The sequence below is a fragment of the Chitinophaga hostae genome, assembly GCF_018224885.1.
GTDB classification, from domain to species: domain Bacteria; phylum Bacteroidota; class Bacteroidia; order Chitinophagales; family Chitinophagaceae; genus Chitinophaga; species Chitinophaga hostae.
Window position 1 is genome coordinate 59,117 of sequence record NZ_JAGTXB010000016.1, and the last position, 21,000, is coordinate 80,116.

1 protein-coding gene is annotated in these 21,000 nt (G+C 48.6%); it reads right to left on the reverse strand.

What is annotated here, in order from left to right; translation table 11 throughout:
* Positions 1-74: 74 nt before the first annotated feature.
* Positions 75-20,987, reverse strand: a complete 20,913-nt coding sequence (locus tag KE626_RS25185) for a non-ribosomal peptide synthase/polyketide synthase (protein WP_211975783.1) — start codon at positions 20,985-20,987, stop codon at positions 75-77.
* Between the last annotated feature and the right edge of the window lie 13 nt (positions 20,988-21,000).

Genomic DNA, 21,000 nt, shown 5'->3' on the forward strand with positions numbered 1-21,000 from the left:
TCTAAAATTTAGTTGAATAATACATATCAAAAAGGAATGCTGCCCGGGCCGTAGCCCGAGGCAGCGTATTCCGCCTAGTGTGATAACTGTTCGGCGAGATATTGTGCCACTGCTACGGCATTGTCCTCCGTTAACATGGAGTGGTGATCGCCTGGTGCGGTAAACAGTTTTACCGTTTTTCCATGAGCGGCCCAACCAAGCTCGTTTGATTCACCGGGCCATTTGGAGGAGGCAGCTTTTATAATATGAAAATCTGCCTTCACCTGTCCTTCCACCTGGTAGCTGTTCAGCACTTCAATATTACTCACCTTGATATCGGTTAACCGCATGATAAAATCTACATGCGCCTGCTTATCCACACTCATCCTTCCTTTCAGATAACCGGAAATAAACGGCACTACTGCGGTCACCTCCAATGGCAGCACCAATGGTTTTAATTCCGTTACCCATGCAGGTGGTGCGGTGGTGATAACATTAATTTCCTCCAGTACTTCTACTACCGACTGATAGTAGATCTCCTGGTAGCTGAGTGTACCGCCATTCAACACATCTATGTGTTCCGGATGTGCATATGCATCCAGTATGGCGGCAAAGGCAACCGTCTCTCCTGCCGCTTCGAGCTGCTTCGTCATTTCATACAATACATACCCGCCAAAGGAATGCGCGACGAGATAATACGGACCATCAGGCTGCTGCTCTTTCATCCAGCGGATATTTTGTGCAGCGATACCGGCCATCGTGTAAAGCGGTCTTTCTCCTTCAAATACACCCGGCATTTGTATACCATATACAGCGGCGGTATCTGTCAGTGCTTTGGCCAGTTCATCATAACCATCACTCAAACCATCCTGTCCGGGTATGATGAATACAGCAGTTTGATGCTTGCTCTTATTCAGCGGTATGATATGATGCACTCCGGCGGCAGCTGTTTGTTCACTGTTATCCGATGTCAACAAACTGGCGGCCAATCCTGCAATGGTAGGTGCATCGAAGATGTTAGTGAGGGCTATTTCCTTACCCAGCTTCTTACGGATAGCGGCTATCAGGCGGATAGATAACAGGGAGTGACCACCCAATGCAAAGAAGTCGTCATGAATGCCTACCTGGTCTATTTCCAGCAACTGCTGCCAGATCTCTGCCAATGCGGCTTCCATTTCATTACGGGGAGCGGTATACGTAGTTTCCGACAGTGTGCCGGCGTCCGGATCAGGTAATGCTTTCCGGTCTACTTTACCATTAGGCGTTACCGGTATTTTATCAATTTTTATAAACAGGGACGGCACCATATAATCCGGGAGTTTACCTTCCAGGTAGGTACTGATCGCCTGCCGGTCGAACGTTCCATCCGGTAAGATGTAAGCGATCAGCGACTTGTTATCGGTGGTGCCTTTCGCCACTACTACCGCCTGGCTTACGCCTTCAAGCTGCTCGAGCGCATTTTCTATTTCGCCCAGCTCAATGCGGTAACCGCGTATTTTCACCTGGTCATCGATTCGTCCCAGGTATTCAATGCTGCCATCGGGTAACCAGCGACCCAGGTCACCGGTTCTGTAAAGGCGCGCCTCCGCTTTACCGCCGAAATGATCCGGTATAAATTTCTCTGCTGTCAGTTCAGGGCGGTACAGGTAACCACGCGCTACCCCTTCACCACCGGCACATATTTCCCCGGTTACGCCTACCGGGCACAGCTCCCCGTGCTGATCCAGTATGTATACCTGTACCTGTCCGATCGGACTTCCTATCACAATGGTGTCGCCGCGAAGCGGGTCATCGGTAAGACTGGTACAAACGGTATTCTCCGTAGGGCCGTAGGCGTTAATAACGCGGATACCTTTCGACTGGAAGTATCTGGCATCTTCCCGGTTCAATGGCTCTCCTGCAGAAACAATTGTTTTGATGGTACCCAGCTCTTCGCGGATGGTGTGTTGGTAAGACGGCGGCAATACCACTAATTCTACCTGTTGCTTCCGCACCATATCCCCGAATTTATCAGCTGCCAGCAGGTCTTCTTTCCGGGGGAGTACCAGGCAACCGCCACTTAACAGGGTATTAAAGATCTCGTAACAGGATGCATCAAAGCCGAAAGCTGCAAACTGCAATGTTCTCATACCAGGTATCAATCTTAGGGATGCTGCCTGACTGAATGCCAGGTTTACTACACTTTTGTGTTCAATCATTACGCCCTTGGGGTTGCCTGTACTGCCGGATGTATAAATAACGTATGCGAGGTGATGCGGAGCAGGCGTAACTGTCGGCGCCTCTGCCGGCTGCTGGCTGATCACCCTGCGCTCTGCATCTGTTCTGATGATATGAATATCCGCAGGAATATCCAGTTCGGCTATCAGCGAATGGCTGCTGATCAGCATCGTAGCGTGACTGTCTTCCAGCAGGTAAGTAATTCTTGCCGCCGGGTAGGATGGATCGATAGGAAGATAAGCCCCTCCTGCTTTCAGGATGCCTAATATCGCAATGATCATTTCCGGTGAACGTTCCAGGCAAACAGGTACCAGCATTTCCTGCTGTACTCCTTTACTGCGCAGGTAATGCGCCAGCTGGTTGGAGCGGATGTCCAGTTCCTGGTAGGTTAGTTCCTGTTCTTCAAATACCAGCGCAATATCATCCGGTGCTGCGGTGACCCTTTCTTTGAACTGGTCAATAATAGTTTTGCCGGTGGTGCTGTAATCTGCCGGTGCATCGTTGAAGTCAACAGCTATATGTTCCCGCTCCTGTTCAGTCAGCAGTATAATATCGCTTGTTTTAGCCGCCGGATGCGCGACAATAAATTCCAGCACCTGCTGGAAATGTCCGCGCAATGCGGTGATATAAGCGCGGTCCAGCAAAGCAGTATTATATTTAAGTCTCACTGCTACCGATTCGCCTACTACTGCCGCAATCCCTAATGGATAGTTGGCGTGATCGCGCATCTCAATGTTATCCATCTGCAACTTCCATTGGTGGGTGTTCAGCAGATCACTTACCGGGTAGTTTTCAAATGCCAGGAAGTTATCGAACAGATCGCCCGGAATTTCCATCCAGCGTTGCATATCATTAAGCGATGTATACTGATGTTCACGGCTCTGCACCTGTTGCTGCTGTATTTGCTGCAGCCATGCGGAAATGCCCTGTTCTCTGTCTATCGTGGTATGGAAAGGCAGTGTATTGATATACATCCCTACCCTTTTTTCCACACCCGGCAGATCGTCCGGACGACCGGAAACCGTTACGCCGTAAGTCACCTGTTGCTGACCGGTGTACCGGTATAACAGGTACGCCCATACGCCCTGGATCACCGTGTTCACCGTGATGCGATGCTGCTGTGCGTATGACAACAGCTGCTTCGCTTTGGCGCCTGTGAGCTGCATTTCCTGTACTTCGTAGGTTCCCTTTCCTTTGGTACGTTCTGCGGTGGCGCTGATGAAAGGTAACAATGTTCCACCGCTTACTGATGCCAGGTAGCCTTTCCAGTACAACATATCTTCCTCCGGATCACGACGTTCCAGGTAGCGGATATAATCTTCGTATTTCTCTTCTTCCGCAACGGCCGGTTTTTTGCCTGCCAGCAGCAGCTCGTATGTTTGTAACAATTCTTCCACCACTACTGATCCGGACCATCCATCCAGCAAAAGATGGTGGAAAGTCCATACCATGCGGTATTGCTCATCCGTTAACCGTATCAGGGCAATACGCATCAGCGGAGGCGTGTTAAAATCAAAACCCTTTACCAGGTCGGCCGCTTCATAAGCCGTCCATGCTTCCTCCTGCGCGGTGGCACTTAAGTGGCGATAGTCCAGTTCTTCAAACGGAATGGTCACCTGCGCATGCACACACTGTACCGGTATACGGAATACATTGGCAAAGAAACTGCTGCGCAATACACTGCGATGTTGCAGCAACTGCTGCCAGCTGTCTTTTAATACCGCAATATCCGGAGCATCCAATGCACAGCAGAGCTGCTGCATATAAACACCCGTGTTGCCATCATACAATCCGTGGAACAACATTCCTTCCTGCAGGCTGCTTAACCTATACAAGCCGGTGATATGATCCCTGCGGGTGCCGCCGCCAGCATATGGCGCATCCAGGAACTGATCCAGTTCCGCATTGGCAACTATCTCTCCCAGGCCATAATCAGATGGTGTAAATACCGGCTGCAGGCCTGCCTGGGCTACGGCATGGGTAATCAGTTGCTGCAGCTGTGCCAGGTAATTTCCTGCCAGTTCCTGTATAGTGTCTGCGTTGTAATGAAGGGTGCTATAACTCCAGTTCAATACCAGCTCCCCGTTTTCCACGGAGCCGTTCACGGAAATCTTATGGCGGATCTTAACATCTGTAACAGCGCCTGTACCTGCCGCTTCCGGAGCGCCGCTGAACCATTTACTGCTTCTTCTTGCAGCATCTACCTGGCCGAGGTAGTTAAAGGTAATATCCCATGGATCCCTGCCCTGTAGTGCTTCTTCTTTATTGATATACTTTAATACGCCATAGCCGATGCCCTTAGCAGGCAGCTGTCTCAGTTGTTCTTTTACTGCTTTTAATAAAGCAGGTGCAGCTGTGTCTGCGCTGTTGTTCAGCCATACCGGGTAAAGACTGGTAAACCAACCAATGGTATTGCTGATATCAATGTTGGCGGCAATGTCTTCACGTCCGTGTCCTTCCAGTCCAACTACCACACCGGAGCCATTCCAGGCATGCAGTGCTGCTGATAGTGCAGCCAGCAATACATCGTTGATCTCTGTATGATATGCCCTGGGTACTTCCTGTAACAATAGTTGTGTTAAGTCAGCGTTCAGGTGTATTTCATGCGTATCAATATCCTTGTCGGTCAATGCACCGTTGTACACTTTATCCACTTTCAGCGGATGATACCACTGCACGATATTTTGCCAGTATTCACGTTGCTGCAGCAACTGTTTACGCTGACCATAATCTACCAGCGCCTGTTGCCATTCGCGGTAAGAGCTGGTTTTATGCGTCGGTGCTACCGCTGCGTTTTGCTGCAGGTTATCCACCATTGTTTCCAGGTCGTCCTGTATAATCTGCCATGACACGCCATCTACCGCCAGGTGATGCACAACGATGAGCAGGCGGTTGGCTGCTTCCGCAGCAGGTGTTAAGAACAACACAGCGCGCACCAATATCCCTTCTTCCGGTCGCAGGCTCGCCTGGTACCGGTCGCAATAAGCGGCGAGTGAACCGGCATAATATGCGCTGTTGATCTCGCGCAGATCTACTACTTCCAGGTCGCCAGCGTAGCTGCCATAATGTTGTTGCCAGCTGTCACCGGTACGGGTATACGTAAACCGGAGACTATCATGCCGTACCAGCAATTGCTGTACTGCTGTTGTTAATACAGCAGCGCTGACTTGTTTATCTATGCCAACAAAGAGTTGCTGAAAGAACTGTTTCGGGATGGTTTCGTCTTCCAGGTACCAGTGCTGAATAGGCGTCAACCCGCTGTTCCCGGTCAACGTTCCCTGTTCGCTGACAACCACCTTTTCTTTCCTGGCTGCGAGCGATGCTGCCAGTCCGGCGATGGTCTGATGTACGAACAGGTCTTTAGGCTTCAGATTGTATCCGAAGCGTTTAGCCCTGCCTACCACCTGGATGGTGATAATAGAATCTCCGCCGAGTTCGAAGAAGTTATCGTTTCTGCCGATATTTTTAACGCCCAGTAATTCTTCCCAGATAACTGCCAGTGTTTGTTCCACTTCGCCGTTTAGGATAGCGCGTGTATTGGCAGATAAGGTGTATGGTTCCGGCAATGCGGCTTTGTCTACCTTTCCGTTGGCGGTTACCGGTATTTTTTCCAGTGATACCAGTAAGGCTGGCACCATATATGGCGGCAGTTTGTCTTTCAGCGAGCCCAGTATCTGGTCTTTTTCGAAAGCTCCCTGGGGCACTACGTAAGCGACTAAACGTTTATGTCCGTTATCATCCGCTTTCACCAGCACCACTGCCTGGCTTACAAAGCCGCTCTGCAGTAAGGCGTTTTCAATTTCCCCAGGTTCAATACGGTAGCCACGGATCTTCACCTGGTCATCTATTCTTCCCAGGTATTCAATGCTGCCATCCGGCAGCCAGCGACCAAGATCGCCGGTGCGGTACAGGCGGGCGCCTGGTTCTCCACTGAAATGATCCGGTATAAATTTCTCTGTTGTCAGTGTTGGACGGTACAGGTAGCCGCGTGCCACTCCTGTGCCGCCGGCGCAAATTTCGCCGGCTACACCTACCGGGGCAAGTTCGCCCTGCTGATCAAGGATATATACCTGGATGTTTGCCAGCGGTTTACCAATCACCACGGTATCGTCCTGTAAAGGCTGATCGGTAATACTGGTGATCACGCTGTTCTCCGTAGGTCCGTATGCGTTAAATACGCGGATACCTTTAGCCTGGAAATACCTGGTATCTTCCCGGTTCAGTGCTTCACCGCCGGAAATAATTGTTTTGATAGTACCCAGTTCTTCCCGGATCGTATGCTGATAGGAAGGCGGCAGTAACAGCAGTTCCACCTGGTGTTGCCTTACCATCTCACCAAATTTTTCTGCTGACAGCAGGTCTTCCTTATGCGGAATCACCAGGCAGCCGCCACTTAATAAGGTGCTGAAGATTTCGAAGCAGGATGCATCGAAACCAAATGCGGAGAACTGTAATACGCGCGTGCCCTGTTTCAACGGCAACACGGTTTCCATATTCAGCGCCAGGTTCACCAATCCTTTGTGCTCAATCATTACACCTTTCGGATGGCCTGTACTACCGGATGTATAGATCACATAGGCCAGGTCATTGGGTGCAGGAGTAGTACTGAGTATAATAGCAGGCTGTTCTGTAATGGCCTTCCGGTCATCATCTGTTTTTATGAGATGAATATGAGCGGGTATATCCAGCAATTTCACCACATCCTGGCTGCTGATCATCATGGTAGCGCGACTGTCTTCCAACAGGTAGCTGATACGTGCGGCCGGGTAGGAAGGATCAATCGGAAGATAACCTCCGCCTGCCTTCAGGATGCCCAGTATCGCAATAACCATCTCCGGTGAACGTTCCAGGCAAACAGGTACCAGTGTTTCTTTCTGTACGCCTTTTTCTACCAGGTAAAGCGCCAGCTGATCAGAGCGTTTATCCAGTTCCCGGTAGGTAAGCTCCTGCGTTTCAAATACGAGTGCCGTAGCATACGGTGCGATGGCTACCCGTTCTTTAAACAGGTCTACAGCAGATTTACCGGTAGTGGTTTGCGGCAAAGCAGGGGTATTAAACGTAACGGCTATACGTTCGTGTTCTTCTGCATTCAGCAATACAATATCGCTTGTTTTTGCTGCAGGATGCTGGGCGATATATTCCAGCACCTGTAAAAAATGCTCACTGATCTGTGTAATATAAGCAGGCGACAACAATGCCGTATTATATTGCAGCAGGATGGTGATTTCTTCTCCCACTCCTATGGCAATGCTCAGCGGGTAATTGGTATGTTCCTCTACATGCAGTTGTTCTATCTGCAGTTTCCATGGATAGGCAAGTGCTTCCTCATCCACGGGATAGTTTTCATATACCATCAGGGTATCGAACAGATCACCGGCGATGCCTGCATAGCGCTGGCTTTCGCGCAGCGGCGTATATTGGTATTTACGGCTTTGTACCTGTGCTGCCTGAATCTCGCGCAACCAGTCGGTAATAGGCTGCTCCGGTGTTATTGTTATATGCACCGGCAAGGTATTAATATACATACCCACTTTTCTTTCTATGCCTGGCATATCGTCCGGACGACCGGATACAATGGCACCGTAAGCCACCTGCTGATTACCGGTATAGCGATATAAGAGGTATCCCCACACGCCCTGCATCAGTGTATTGACTGTAAAACGTTGCTGTTGTGCGTAGGCGGTAATGATGCGTGTTTTGGCAGCATCCAGTACCACCGGCGTAGTTTTATACAGCCCCTGGCCTTTTGTTCTGTCCGTAGTGCTGATAAAAGGCAATAATGTGCTGTTGCTGATACCCGCAAGATGCGCTTTCCAGTAAGCACTTTCTTCCTCCTTATCCCTGCGTTCCAGGTAACGGATATATTCTTCGTAGTGATCTGTGGCTGTTTCTTCCGGTTGCTTTCCTGATGCCAGCAACTCATAGGTACGCAGCAATTCTTCAAATAATACCGGCATTGACCAGCCATCGAGCAACAGGTGATGATAAGTCCATACCATACGGTAGGTGTCGTCCTGCAGCTGCAGGAGACTCATTCTCATTAACGGCGGCGCTGTAAAATCAACGCCCTGCTGCAATACTTCCGCTTCATGTGCCGTCCATGCAGCTTCCTGTTCCGCCTCATTCAGATGACGGTAGTCCAGTATGGTTACCGGTAGTTCCACATTCCGGTATACACACTGTACCGGTACATGGAAGGCATCGTGATAAAAGGCACTGCGCAAAATGGTATGTTGCTGCAACAGGTGCTGCCAGCTGGCGATGAATGCTTTAATATCGGTTTGATGCAACAGGTAGGTAAACTGCTCTGTATAAGCGTCCACGGCATTGTCGTACAAACCGTGGAACAGCATTCCTTCCTGTAGTCCGCTCAGTCTGTACATCGCCGTAATTTCCTGCCTGCGGGTGGTGTTACCTGGCAGCGGCGTATCCAGGAAGTGATCCAGTTCCGTATTGCTTACCAGTCCGCCCAGTCCATAATCCGATGGCGTAAGCAGCGGTTGTTTGGCTGCCTGGGCAACGGTATGCAGGATGATATTTTCCAGCGCTGCAATGTATTGCTGCGCCAGCGCCGCGATGGTGGCGCCATTGTAATGTTTATTACTATAGCCCCAGTCCAGTACCAGCTCTCCGCCTGTCACCATACCGTTCACCGCTATTTTACGACGTACGGTGTAATCATCACCGGCTTCTGCACCGGCTGTTTCATCGGTGATAGCAAACCACTTGCCTCCGCGGGTTACCGTATCAAACTGCCCGAGATAGTTGAAGGTGATATCCCAAGGATCATTGCCCTGCAACTCCGCCAGCTTATTAATATATTTCAATACGCCGAAACCAATTCCTTTATCGGGGATCTGGCGTAACTGTTCTTTGATGTTACGCAATAACGCGCCGGTATCTCCCGTAATATTTCCTGGCAACAGCACCGGGTAAAGACTGGTAAACCAACCAACGGTGTTACCTACATCGGTTCCTTTATCGATATCTTCCCTGCCATGTCCTTCCAGGCCAATCAGCACATCCCCGCTGGTCCAGCCATTCAGTGCCAGGGCAAGTGCAGTCAGCAGTATATCGTTTATTTCTGTACGATAGGCTGCCGGCACTTCCTGTAACAACTTTTGTGTAAAGAACGGTCCCAGTTTCACCTGACAGCTCTCCATATCGTTTATCCGCAGTACACCGTCATACTGTTTATCCGCAGGCAAAGGCCGGTATTGCTGCACCATTCCGGACCAGTAATCTGCCTGTTTCAACAAACGGTTTGTTTGACCGTATCTTACCAATGCCTCATACCATTGTTTGTAAGAACTGCTTTTATGGCCCAGTGCTACCGGTTCATTGCGATGTAGTCCATCCGTTAAACGTTCCAGGTCTTCCAGCAGAATACGCCATGACACGCCATCTACAGCCAGGTGATGGATGGCCAGCAGCAAACGGTTATGTGTATCACCGGCTGGCGTCAAAAATAATACGGCGCTGATGCAATTACCTTTTGTTACATCAATGCTGCGTTGATAGCTATTACCATAAGTGTTCAGCATATCCGGCAGCTCATGCAATGATTCCGTTTGCAGATTCACTACATTCAGCATGCCCTCCGTAGTGCTGTATGCCTGTTCCCATCCACCAGGTCCATATGTATATTTGAAACGCAGGCTATCGTGGTACTGCACCAGTTGCATCAGGGCGGCAGACAAAGTAGAAGAATGGATACGCTTATCTACTGTGAACAACATGCTCTGGTTAAAATGAGAGGGCGTATTGCCTTCTTTCTCAAAATACCATTGCTGTACCGGCAACAGGCCGCAGCTGCCGGTTTGCATTTCCTGGTCTGCCGACAGGGCCGTAGCGGCGCCTTTACGGGCAGACATCACTGCATACAACATCGCGATGGTCTGGTAGTCGAACAAATCGCCTACCTGCAGTTCATAACCACTTCTTCTTACCCTGCTCACTACCTGGATGGTGATAATGGAATCGCCTCCCAGTGCAAAGAAGTTATCGTTGATACCTACTCTTTCCACACCCAGCAACGTTTCCCAGATACCTGCCAGTGTACGCTCCACTTCATTGCGGGGCGCTACGTAACTATCTGTTTCCAGGTTTTGTCCGTCCGGATCCGGTAATGCTTTTTTATCGATCTTACCATTTGCCAGCAATGGGAAATAATCCAATACCATCAACAGGGAAGGCACCATATAATCCGGCAGCTGTGCGGTAAGCTGTTGCAATATCTCATCTTTATCTACATCCTCTTCCGCTACTACATAGGCTATCAGCCGTTTATTGTCGAGATGATCTTTTTTGACAACCACCACGGCCTGTTTTACTGTAGCGCAGCTGTTCAGCGCCCTTTCTATTTCTCCCAGCTCAATACGATAACCACGGATTTTCACCTGGTCATCCACACGACCCATGAACAGGATATTTCCATCAGGAAGATATTTCACCATATCACCCGTGCTGTATAACCTGGCGTTGCTATTAAAAGGATCTGTTATAAATTTAGCAGCGGTTAGTGCGTCATTGTTCAGGTATCCTTTGGCTACCCCTTCCCCACCAATATACAGCGCTCCCGGAACACCTGCCGGGCATAATTGCAACTCTTTGCTGAGTACATATACCTGCGTAGCAGAGAAGGGCTTACCAACTGGAATGCTCTCGCCATAACTGGCTTCTCTATCGACAATATGTAACAATTTACCGATCGTGGTTTCAGTAGGCCCGTAGTGATTCACCACGGTGCAGGCAGTACCCGTTGCATAAATGGATTTTACTACGGTCGTTTCCAGTGCTTCTCCACCAAAGATCAGCAGCTTTTCAGGCAACAATAACCTGTCTGGTAAACACAATGCTCTCCAGTGGGAAGGCACTATTTTTATGCAGTCTATCGGATGCTTGTCCAGGTAGCTATACAATATATCCGTATCCTGTACCGCCTCTTTTGAGAAGATATGTAAAGTACCACCATTGGCCAGTGCGCCAAAGATCACGGTATTACCAAGATCAGTTGCCATACTGGACACAAGTCCGAAAGAGCGGCAATCCCTTACAGGCAGGGTATTTGTCAACCCTGCAATATAATCCGCCAGGTTGCTGTGTGTTACCACTACACCTTTAGGCTGACCGGTACTACCAGAGGTATAAATCACGTATACCGGTTGATCGGCGCGGGTAACGCCCGGTACATTATCTTTTCCGTTTACTTTGATATCGTTCCAGTCGTCATCCAGCAGGATAATATCCGCAGGGTTTGCGTTCAATCTGTCGGCATACTTGCTGAGTGTAATGATATTGGAGGCATTGATGTCTTCCAGCATAAACCGGATGCGTTCTTCCGGGAAATCCGGTTCTACCGGTACATAGGCGCCACCTGCTTTCAGGATACCCATAATACTGACCATCATATCCAGGGAGCGTTCCATGCAAACCGGCACCAGGGATCCCGTCATTACTCTTCTGCCTCTTAAATAGTGGGCCAGGCAATTGGCGCGTTCATTGAGTTCCCGGTAAGTGAGCGAGTCGTTTTCAAATACGATCGCGGCAGCATCCGGTGAACGGTTTGCCTGTGCTTCAAACAGGTCTACAAAAGTGATCTGTTTGGTATATTCTTTTTCGTATATGCCTTTTACAGACAGCAGTTGTTGTTCTTCCGCCGGTGTGAGCATCTGCAGCAGCGCAATATGTTGCGCCGGCGATGCAACTACCGCCTGCAGCAATTGCTGGAAATGCGCGATCATCCGTACAACGGTCGCTTCTTTAAACAGGTCGGCACAGTATACCACCGTTCCATTCAAACCATCATCGTCTTCATCCATGCTGAATACGAGGTCAAACTTGGCAGACGTATGTGTTATGGTTTCTTCAGATAACACAATATCACCAAACTGAAGATCCGGTTGGTTTACATTATTCTGCAACCCAAACACCACCTGGAATACAGGTCGGTGGCTCCTGTCGTTATCCGCTACCACCTGGTCTACTATTTTTTCAAATGGTACTTCCTGGTGTTCAAATGCGTTCAGAGTAGTTTGTTTTACCTGGTGCAGGAGGGTACGGAAAGAAGGATTATCCCGCAGATCCACCCGCAGCGCGAGCATATTGATGAAGAAACCGATGAGGCCCTCTATTTCCTGTTGTGTTCTGCCGGCTATCGGGCTGCCTACACAGATATCTTCCTGGCCACTGTAACGGTACAGCATTACATTGAATGCGGTGAACAGTGTCATGAACAGGCTCACGCCTTCCTGCCGGCTAAACTGCTGCAATTGGGCGGTAAGGTCAGCTGGTAACTGGAAGCCAAGGGCGCCTCCTTTTGTGCTTATTACCGGCGGTCTTGGATAGTCCAGCGGCAGGTTCAATGGGGTAATGCCGGACAGGTTGTCTTTCCAATAAGCCAGTTGTTTATCCAATATATCACCGGTGATATAAGTTCTTTGCCAGATCGCATAGTCTGCATACTGGATATCCATTTTATCGAGATGCGCCTCGCCGCCGGTGGATGCTGCCACATAAAAAGCGACAAGCTCTTTTACCAGGATGCCGGTAGACCAGGCATCGGAGGCGATGTGGTGTGTGGTGATGATCAGGATATGTTCATTGACGCCCTGTACTACCAGGTCGGCACGCAGCATATGATCTGTTGATAAATCAAACGGTGTATCGGTAATGGTTTTTATAAAAGCATGCAAAGCGGAGACATCTCCTTTATAAGCCGGATGATCAGTAATATTCAATGTCCATTTGTCCTGATCCATGATGTATTGATAGCCGCGGCCATCGTTCTGGCGGATCACGGTTCTTAATACTTCATGACGGTTTACCACGCTGCGAAGGGCGGTTGACAAAGCGTCCACATCCAGTGCCCCGCGAAGGCGTAATACGGCAGGTATATGGTACTGCACACTGCCTTCCAGCTGATCAATAAACCAGAGACGTTCCTGGCTGAAAGAGAGCGGAATACGTGCGGGCCTTTTAACCGCTTTTACTTCAGGTAAGAATATTTGCTGCGCTTCTCCCTGTAAAAAGGCTGCGAGCTGATCGATCACCGGGTACAGGAATATAGACCTGACTGTTGCTTCCACGGCTATTTTGTTCCGCAGGGCCGCTACCATGCGCATCGACAACAGGGAGTGTCCTCCCAATTCAAAAAAGTTATCGTAAACGCCTACACGCGGCAGTTGCAATAATTCCTGCCATACGTCCACCAGTATCTGCTCCATTTCATTGCGTGGTGCTACATATGCTCTCTGCGGCGCCAGGTCTGTAGGTAACGCCTGCAATGCTTTCCGGTCTGCTTTTCCATTCGCCGTTAACGGTATCTTATTGATTTCAGAGAAGAAAGACGGAATCATGTATTCGGGTAATCTGCTGCGGAGATAAGCGATGATCTCCCCGCGCTCAAAGCTGCCATCCGGTATAATATACCCAATGAGCGATTTGTTACCATCAGGTCCTGTTTTGGTTAATACAACCGCCTCCTTTACCTGTGGGGATTGCCTCAGCACATTTTCTATTTCTCCTAATTCTATGCGGAAGCCACGTATTTTTACCTGGTCATCAATGCGTCCAAGGTATTCAAGCGTTCCGTCCGGTAACCATCTGCATATATCTCCTGTACGATATAATCTTCCCCCGGTTAATGAAAACAAAGGATGATGGATAAACTTTTCTGCTGTCAGCTCAGGACGGTTCAGGTAGCCCCGTGCCACCTGTATACCACCAATATGCAGTTCTCCCGGTATGCCTGCCGGCGCTAAATTTCCGGCTTTATCAAGGATATAGAGCGGTGTATTGGCCACCGGCTTACCAATGGGTACAATGCCACTTGCCGGTAAACCATGTGGGGCATGCCAACAGGTAACATCAATGGCTGCTTCTGTAGGGCCATATAAATTATATAATTCTGCTGTCTGGAACTTCTCATGAAAACGCACTACCTGATGAGGCTTCAGTGCTTCCCCACTACAAAGCACCCTGCGCAACGATTCGCCCGTATTTACCGGTATATCCTCCAAAAATGCATCTAACATAGACGGCACAAAATGGATGGTAGTGATATGATGCGCTGCAATTACCTCTCGTAAATATCCGGCTTCTTTGTGTCCACCCGGCTTTGCAAACACCAGCCTGGCACCTGCAATCAATGGCCATAGCAATTCCCAAACGGATACATCAAAGCAGAAAGTAGTCTTCTGCAGTACCGCATCACCTTCATCCAGTTTGAAATATTCCTGTGTCCATAACAAGCGGTTAACTACACCACCATGTTCATTCATCACACCTTTAGGCTGGCCGGTAGAACCGGAAGTATAAATCATGTAAGCCAGGTGCTGAGGAGTTAATGCTGTTTTAACGGGCTTTACTGGTTCCTTCGAAATGATATCCCATTCTGCATCCAATGAAACAAGTGAAATATTATCTGTAATGGCCGTCAATTTGCCGGCGCTGGCGGTATCAGTCAACAGGATATCTGCCTGAATATCGGTCAGCATAAACCGGATCCTTTCTTCCGGATATTCAGGATCAATAGGAACATAGGCGCCGCCGGCCTTCTGGATACCCAATATAGCAATGATCATTTCCGCACTACGTTCCAGGCATACAGGGACCAACCTATCTTCCCGGACTCCCTTCTTTCTCAAATAATGACCCAGCTGGTTCGTTTTCTCATTGAGTTCGCGATAGGTTAACTGCGTAGCTTCAGCTACCACGGCCACTGCATCGGGTGTCAGCAATACCTGTTTATTGAACAGATCAATAACTGTTTTATCCCTTGGATAATCGGCAACGTGGTTATTAAATGCTGCCTGTAACTGCTCGTCTTCTGCCGTAGTGGTAATACGCAGGGTATTGATTTTCGTGGCCGGCGCAGATACAATGGAACGCAGCAGCTGCTCAAAATGCTTCATCATTTGCTTAATCCTCTCGGCAGTAAACAAATCAGTGCAATACTCGGCATAACCACGGATACCATCTCCCTGTTCTTCCAGAGAAACAGTGATGTCAAACAAGGTAGTTTTATGCTGCAGTTCTTCATATGAGAGGTGCAGATCACCTAATAATAATTCCGGTACCGGAGGTGTATTCTGCAAAATGAACATCGTCTGGAACAGCGCACTGCGGCTCATATCGCGATCTTTCACCAGCTGCTCTACAATTTTCTCAAAAGGAACCTGCTGGTGTTCGTATGCATTCAGCGTTGTATTTTTCACCTGTTGCAACAGGGAGGTAAAAGAAGGATTGTCGCTCAGGTCTGTTCTTAATGCGATGGTATTCAGGAAGAAACCGATCAATCCTTCTATTTCCAGTTGCGTTCTTCCGGACACTGGTGAACCTACACAAATATCATCCTGACCACTATAGCGTTGCAGCAATACGTTGAAGGCGGTGAGCAGCGTCATAAACAGGGTAACGCCCTGGTCGTTCGACAGCTGCTGCAATTGTTTAGTTAATTCCTGATCAATATGGAACCAGCTGATAGCGCCATTGAACTGCTGCACTGCAGGGCGGGTGTAATCAGTAGGGAGGTCTAACGCAGGTACGTTGCTCAGTTGCTGACTCCAGTATGCCATTTTTTCATCGAGGATAGCACCGTCAAAACTATTACGCTGCCAAAGTGCATAGTCAGCATATTGAATTTCCGGTGTTTCCAGTATGGGGCTGCGTTTTTCTGTGTATGCACAGTACAGTTCCACCAGTTCCGTCACCAATATGGATATGGACCATCCATCACAGGCAATGTGATGGATATTGAGCACCAGTATATGTACATTCTCTGACAACATCAGCAAGTGCGCGCGCAACATATGGTCCTTGCTCAGGTCAAATGGCATGTCTGCCAGGTCGGCTATAAACTGCTGTAGTGTTGCCTCATCAGATAAATCAGTGGCCGGTGGCACAATAGTTAGTTGCCATTGATCCTTGTCCATAATATGCTGCCAGGGCACACCATCTTTTGGCGCAATGACTGTACGCAACACTTCATGTCCGTTTACAATGTTGCGAATTGCATATTCCAGGCCCTGTATATCCAGTTTACCTTGTAATCGCAATATTACCGGCATATGGTAAGGCACGGTTCCCTGCAGCTGATCAATGAACCATAAACGCTCCTGACCAAACGACAGCGGGATGTTGGCGGGTCTGGGTCCTGCAACCACCGGTGGCAAATGCGCACCTTTCTCCTGTTTTTGCAGGCATCCTGCCAACAACGCAATGGTGGGATAAATGAAGAAGTCTTTTACTGACAACTCTACATCCAGTTCTTTACGAACTGCGGACACCACACGTGTAGCTAATAATGAGTGACCACCTAATTCAAAAAAGTTATCCTGAATGCCCACGCGATCCATACCCAGCAGATGCTGCCAGATTTCAGCCAGTCGCGCTTCCGTTTCGTTGGTCGGAGCTACGTAATTGATCAATCGTTTACGCTGTATATCTTCCCATGCTGACAGGAATTTACGGTCTACCTTGCCATTACCGGTTAACGGCAGCAGCTGCAATGCTACGAAAGCGGAAGGTACCATGTATTCCGGCAAGCGCTGTTGTAACTGTACACGGATGTCTTTTTCCAGTACTTCGCAGATATCGGGGAACAGGGGAATATTTGTTTTCACCCTGTCGGTATACTCCGTCACCTGGCTGTAAGATGATTTCACAAAGCCATTAAACGGCGTTTGTTCCAACAGCAGGTTTATTTTAAACGGATCTTCATTCAGCAGGAAGCGGCAATGATAACCGGCAGCTTTTGCAGCAGCCAGTAATTCATTCACAGCCAGGGTATCGTTGTCCGGTGTCAGAATATATTCTGACAGATCTCCCACCTGGTTGATGGTCCTGTCAGAAAGTGCCTGTTCCAGCAATCTTTCTTTCCATAATCTTGGATTCGGTACATGCTGCAATGCTATTCTGGGATTGCCGGCAGACAAACGGGATAGTATGCTGCTCTTATCGGCAATATCATCCCATGATTGCCATTGTGGTTGCAACACCGGTTTTTCGATATCTAAAGATAATACTACCGTGTAGCGGTAGAGGGTAAGCTCATTGATGTAGTCGCCCTGTTTCCACTGGATTTCCACATGGGTAATTTCAGGATACAGCGATTGCAGCCGGAAGAAATAAGCAGGTGAGAAACACAATTCTTCTTCTTTCCATACCTCCTGGTCTACATTCCATTCAAACTCCCGGAGACTGGTTTTGCTTTGCAATTTGTCCAGCTGGAGCCGGCGTTTGAAAGAAGGGAGCAAACGGAGGTCTCTCACGTCGCCAATTACAATATGACCTTTTCCTTTGAGCAGGGAAATGGCGTTAGCCAGTACATCAGACATATATTGCGCGCCGGGGAAATACTGCACGATAGAATTTAAGATCACCGTATCGATGGTTTCCCCTTCCTCCAACGTTACTTCATGTGCAGCGCAAATGTTCAATTTGGTTTCCGGATAGCGGCGCAATCCTTTATTGATATGTTGCTGCAGCTGCCGGGTAGATACCTGCGAAAAGTCGGTACCAATATATTTTTCGATATGGCCGACCAGTTGAAAATAGATCAAACCTGTACCAGCTCCTATTTCCAGTACATTGCGCGGTTTGGTAGCTAACACTACGCTGGTAATATCCTCCAGCCAGTCGCGCATATTTTCGGCGAGTAGTGCTTCGCCCGTGAAGCTATCGTTCCAACCCGTGATGTTAAACTCTTCGTCCAGGTCTTTTACTTCATCTGCTTTGCTATACGCTGTTTCATACAGTTCTTTCCAGGTGGCTACCTGTCGTAGGTACAGCTCCTGTTCTATGCGTAATACCGCCTGCTGATCCGGCACATAATAGCTCACCAGTCTCTTTTCTGCTGCCTGTTGTTCCTTTACCACTACACAACTGGCCGCTACTGCTTCCAGGTTGTTCAGCGCTCTTTCTATTTCTCCGGGTTCTATTCTGTAGCCACGCAGCTTGATCTGGTCATCCATGCGGCCCAGGTATTCCACGGTACCATCCGGCAGCCATCTTGCGCGGTCGCCGGTACGGTACAGCTTTGCACCACGCAGCTCACTGAATGGATCGGTTACAAATTTCTCTGCCGTTAATTCCGGTTGATTCAGATAACCACGGGATACGCCGTCACCACCTACATACAGTTCTCCGGGTGTACCAAGGGGTAGTAACTGCATGGCGTTATCCAGGATGTAGGCAGTGCGGTTGCCTAATGGACGGCCAATAGGAATACTTCTGCCGGGAACTACCGCCGTAATATTCCAGGTGAGAGAGAAAGTAGTATTTTCCGTAGGGCCATAACCGTTAATAATCTGCGTAGCAGGATAAGCGGCACGGAATTTACGGACATGTTCTTCCGATAATTTTTCCCCACCAGCCATCACGGCGGTTAAGCCTTCAAAAATAGTAATATCATCATCTACCAGCTGATTAAACCAGCTGGCAGTAAACCACATTTTGGTAACACCTCTCTGGCGGATTTCCCGTTTCAGCAACTGGTTGTCCAGCAACTTTTTTTCCGGACATAGTACCAGCTGACCTCCATTTAGTAACATGCCCCAGTATTCAATGGTAGTGGCATCAAAAGAAGGGGAACCGGTAGATAATAAAGTGTCTCCGGCGCTCAGTTCCACAAAGTTTCCGCCCCGCGCCAGGCTGGTAACGTTGCGGTGGATTACCATCGCGCCTTTAGGCCGGCCGGTAGAACCGGAAGTATAAATAACATATGCCAGCGAATCCCGATCAGTGGTTACCGCCAAAGGATGTGCAGGCATAGCTGCAAGTAAGTCCGGGATGTTGTCTATAAAGATCAGGGTAGCATGCTCAGCTTCCACCGCCAGCAATGCCTGCTGATCGGTAGTGGTTAATACCAGCTTACTACCGGTATCCTGCAGCATATAAGCAATACGATCTTTAGGATAGGCCGGGTCTACAGGCACATAAGCACCTCCTGCCTTCAGAATGCCCAGGATACTCACCATCAGTTGAAGTGAACGCTCCATACATAAAGGGACCATTACGCCTTCCTTTACGCCCTGTTTACGCAGGTAATGGGCAACACGGTTCGATTGTTCCTCCAGCTCCCTGTAAGTGAGCTGCTGCTCTCCAAATGAGACGGCAATTGAATTAGGTGCATGGGCTACTGTTTCTTCAAACAGTGCCGTGATGGTTTTATTCAGCGGATAAGGTACCGCAGTATCATTAAAGGTTACCAGCAGCTGATGTGTTTCTTCTGCACTGAGAATATTCAGTGACCCGATTGATTCCGCCGGATTATCCACAGCAGATTGCAGCAATACCAGGAAATGCTGCACCATACGCTGTATGGTATCCTCCCTGAAAATATCCATGTAATACTCCACATCTACATCAATACCATCCGGACCCTGCTCCATTGACCAGTGAAGGTCAAACAGACTGGTGGTGCGCACGACTTTTTCGTCCTGCATCACCACGTCTCCCATCGTCAGCTCTTTTGCGGGCGGCACGTTCTGCAATACAAAAATCACCTGGAATAAAGGATTTTTACTGATATCCCGTTCTCCCATTAACGCTTCTACCACTTTTTCAAAAGGGACTTCCTGGTGCTCATAAGCATCCAGCATTGTATTTTTCACCTGCTGCAGGAAATTCACAAAAGTAGGATTGCCACCCAGGTCAGTACGTAATACCAGTGTATTAACAAAGAAACCGATGAGACGTTCCATTTCTGTTCGCATCCTGCCGGCTACCACGCCGCCAATACTGATATCTTCCTGGCCACTATACCGGTATAACAATACTTTGAAAGCTGCCAGCAAAGTCATGTATAAGGTAGCACCATGCTCCTGTGATAATTTCTCCAGCTGTGCTGTCAGTTTCTGATTGATATGAAAAGAAACCAAAGCGCCGCGGGTACTTTTAACAGCCGGGCGTTCATAATCTGTAGGGAGATTCAATAAGGAAGCACCATCCAGCTGCTTTTTCCAGTAGGCCAGCTTTTTTTCCAGCATACCTCCAGCGAGGTATTTACGTTGCCATACAGCATAGTCGGCAAACTGGATATCAAGATCATCCAGTACCGGCTCACGTTTGGTAGCGGCAGCAGTGTACAATTCATTCAACTCATTTACCAGGATGGCCGTAGACCAGCCATCGGAGGCAATATGGTGCATTACCAGCACCAGCAGGTATTCATCTGCTTTCAGTTTTATGAGGTGCGTACGCAGCATATGATCCTCAAACAGGTCAAATGGGATCTGCACCAACTCTTCTATAAAGGTTTGTAAGGCAGCGGGATCTTCATAACCGGAAGTGCCGTCGATGATATCCAGTTCCCACTTATCTTTTTCCAGCACGCGCTGCCAGGCCTGTCCGTTTTCGAGTTGTATAACTGTACGCAATACTTCGTGACGGTTTACTACCGTACGCAAGGCATAGTTCAATGCCGCAATATCCAGCTTTCCTTTCAGTCGCATTGCCGCCGGAATATGATATTGTACACTACCTTCCAGCTGATCAATAAACCATAGACGTTCCTGGCTGAATGACAGTGGTATTGGCCCATCGTCATTGTTGCGGGCTTCCTGTATGCTACCGGAGAAATGTTTCTCCTGCACGCCGGATTTATGTTTCTTAAAATATTCTATCAGGTAATGCTTGTTGTCTCTTAATTTATCCAGGAAAAAGGCATCAATCTCTTTATCTTCATCCGCCTCTACCAATAAACTATCATTATCATAGGATACTTTTATTCCGCTATCGCTGGCTTCTTCTAACAGATCAATTATTTCGTTCAGATTAAAATCAAACATCTGGAATGGTTTA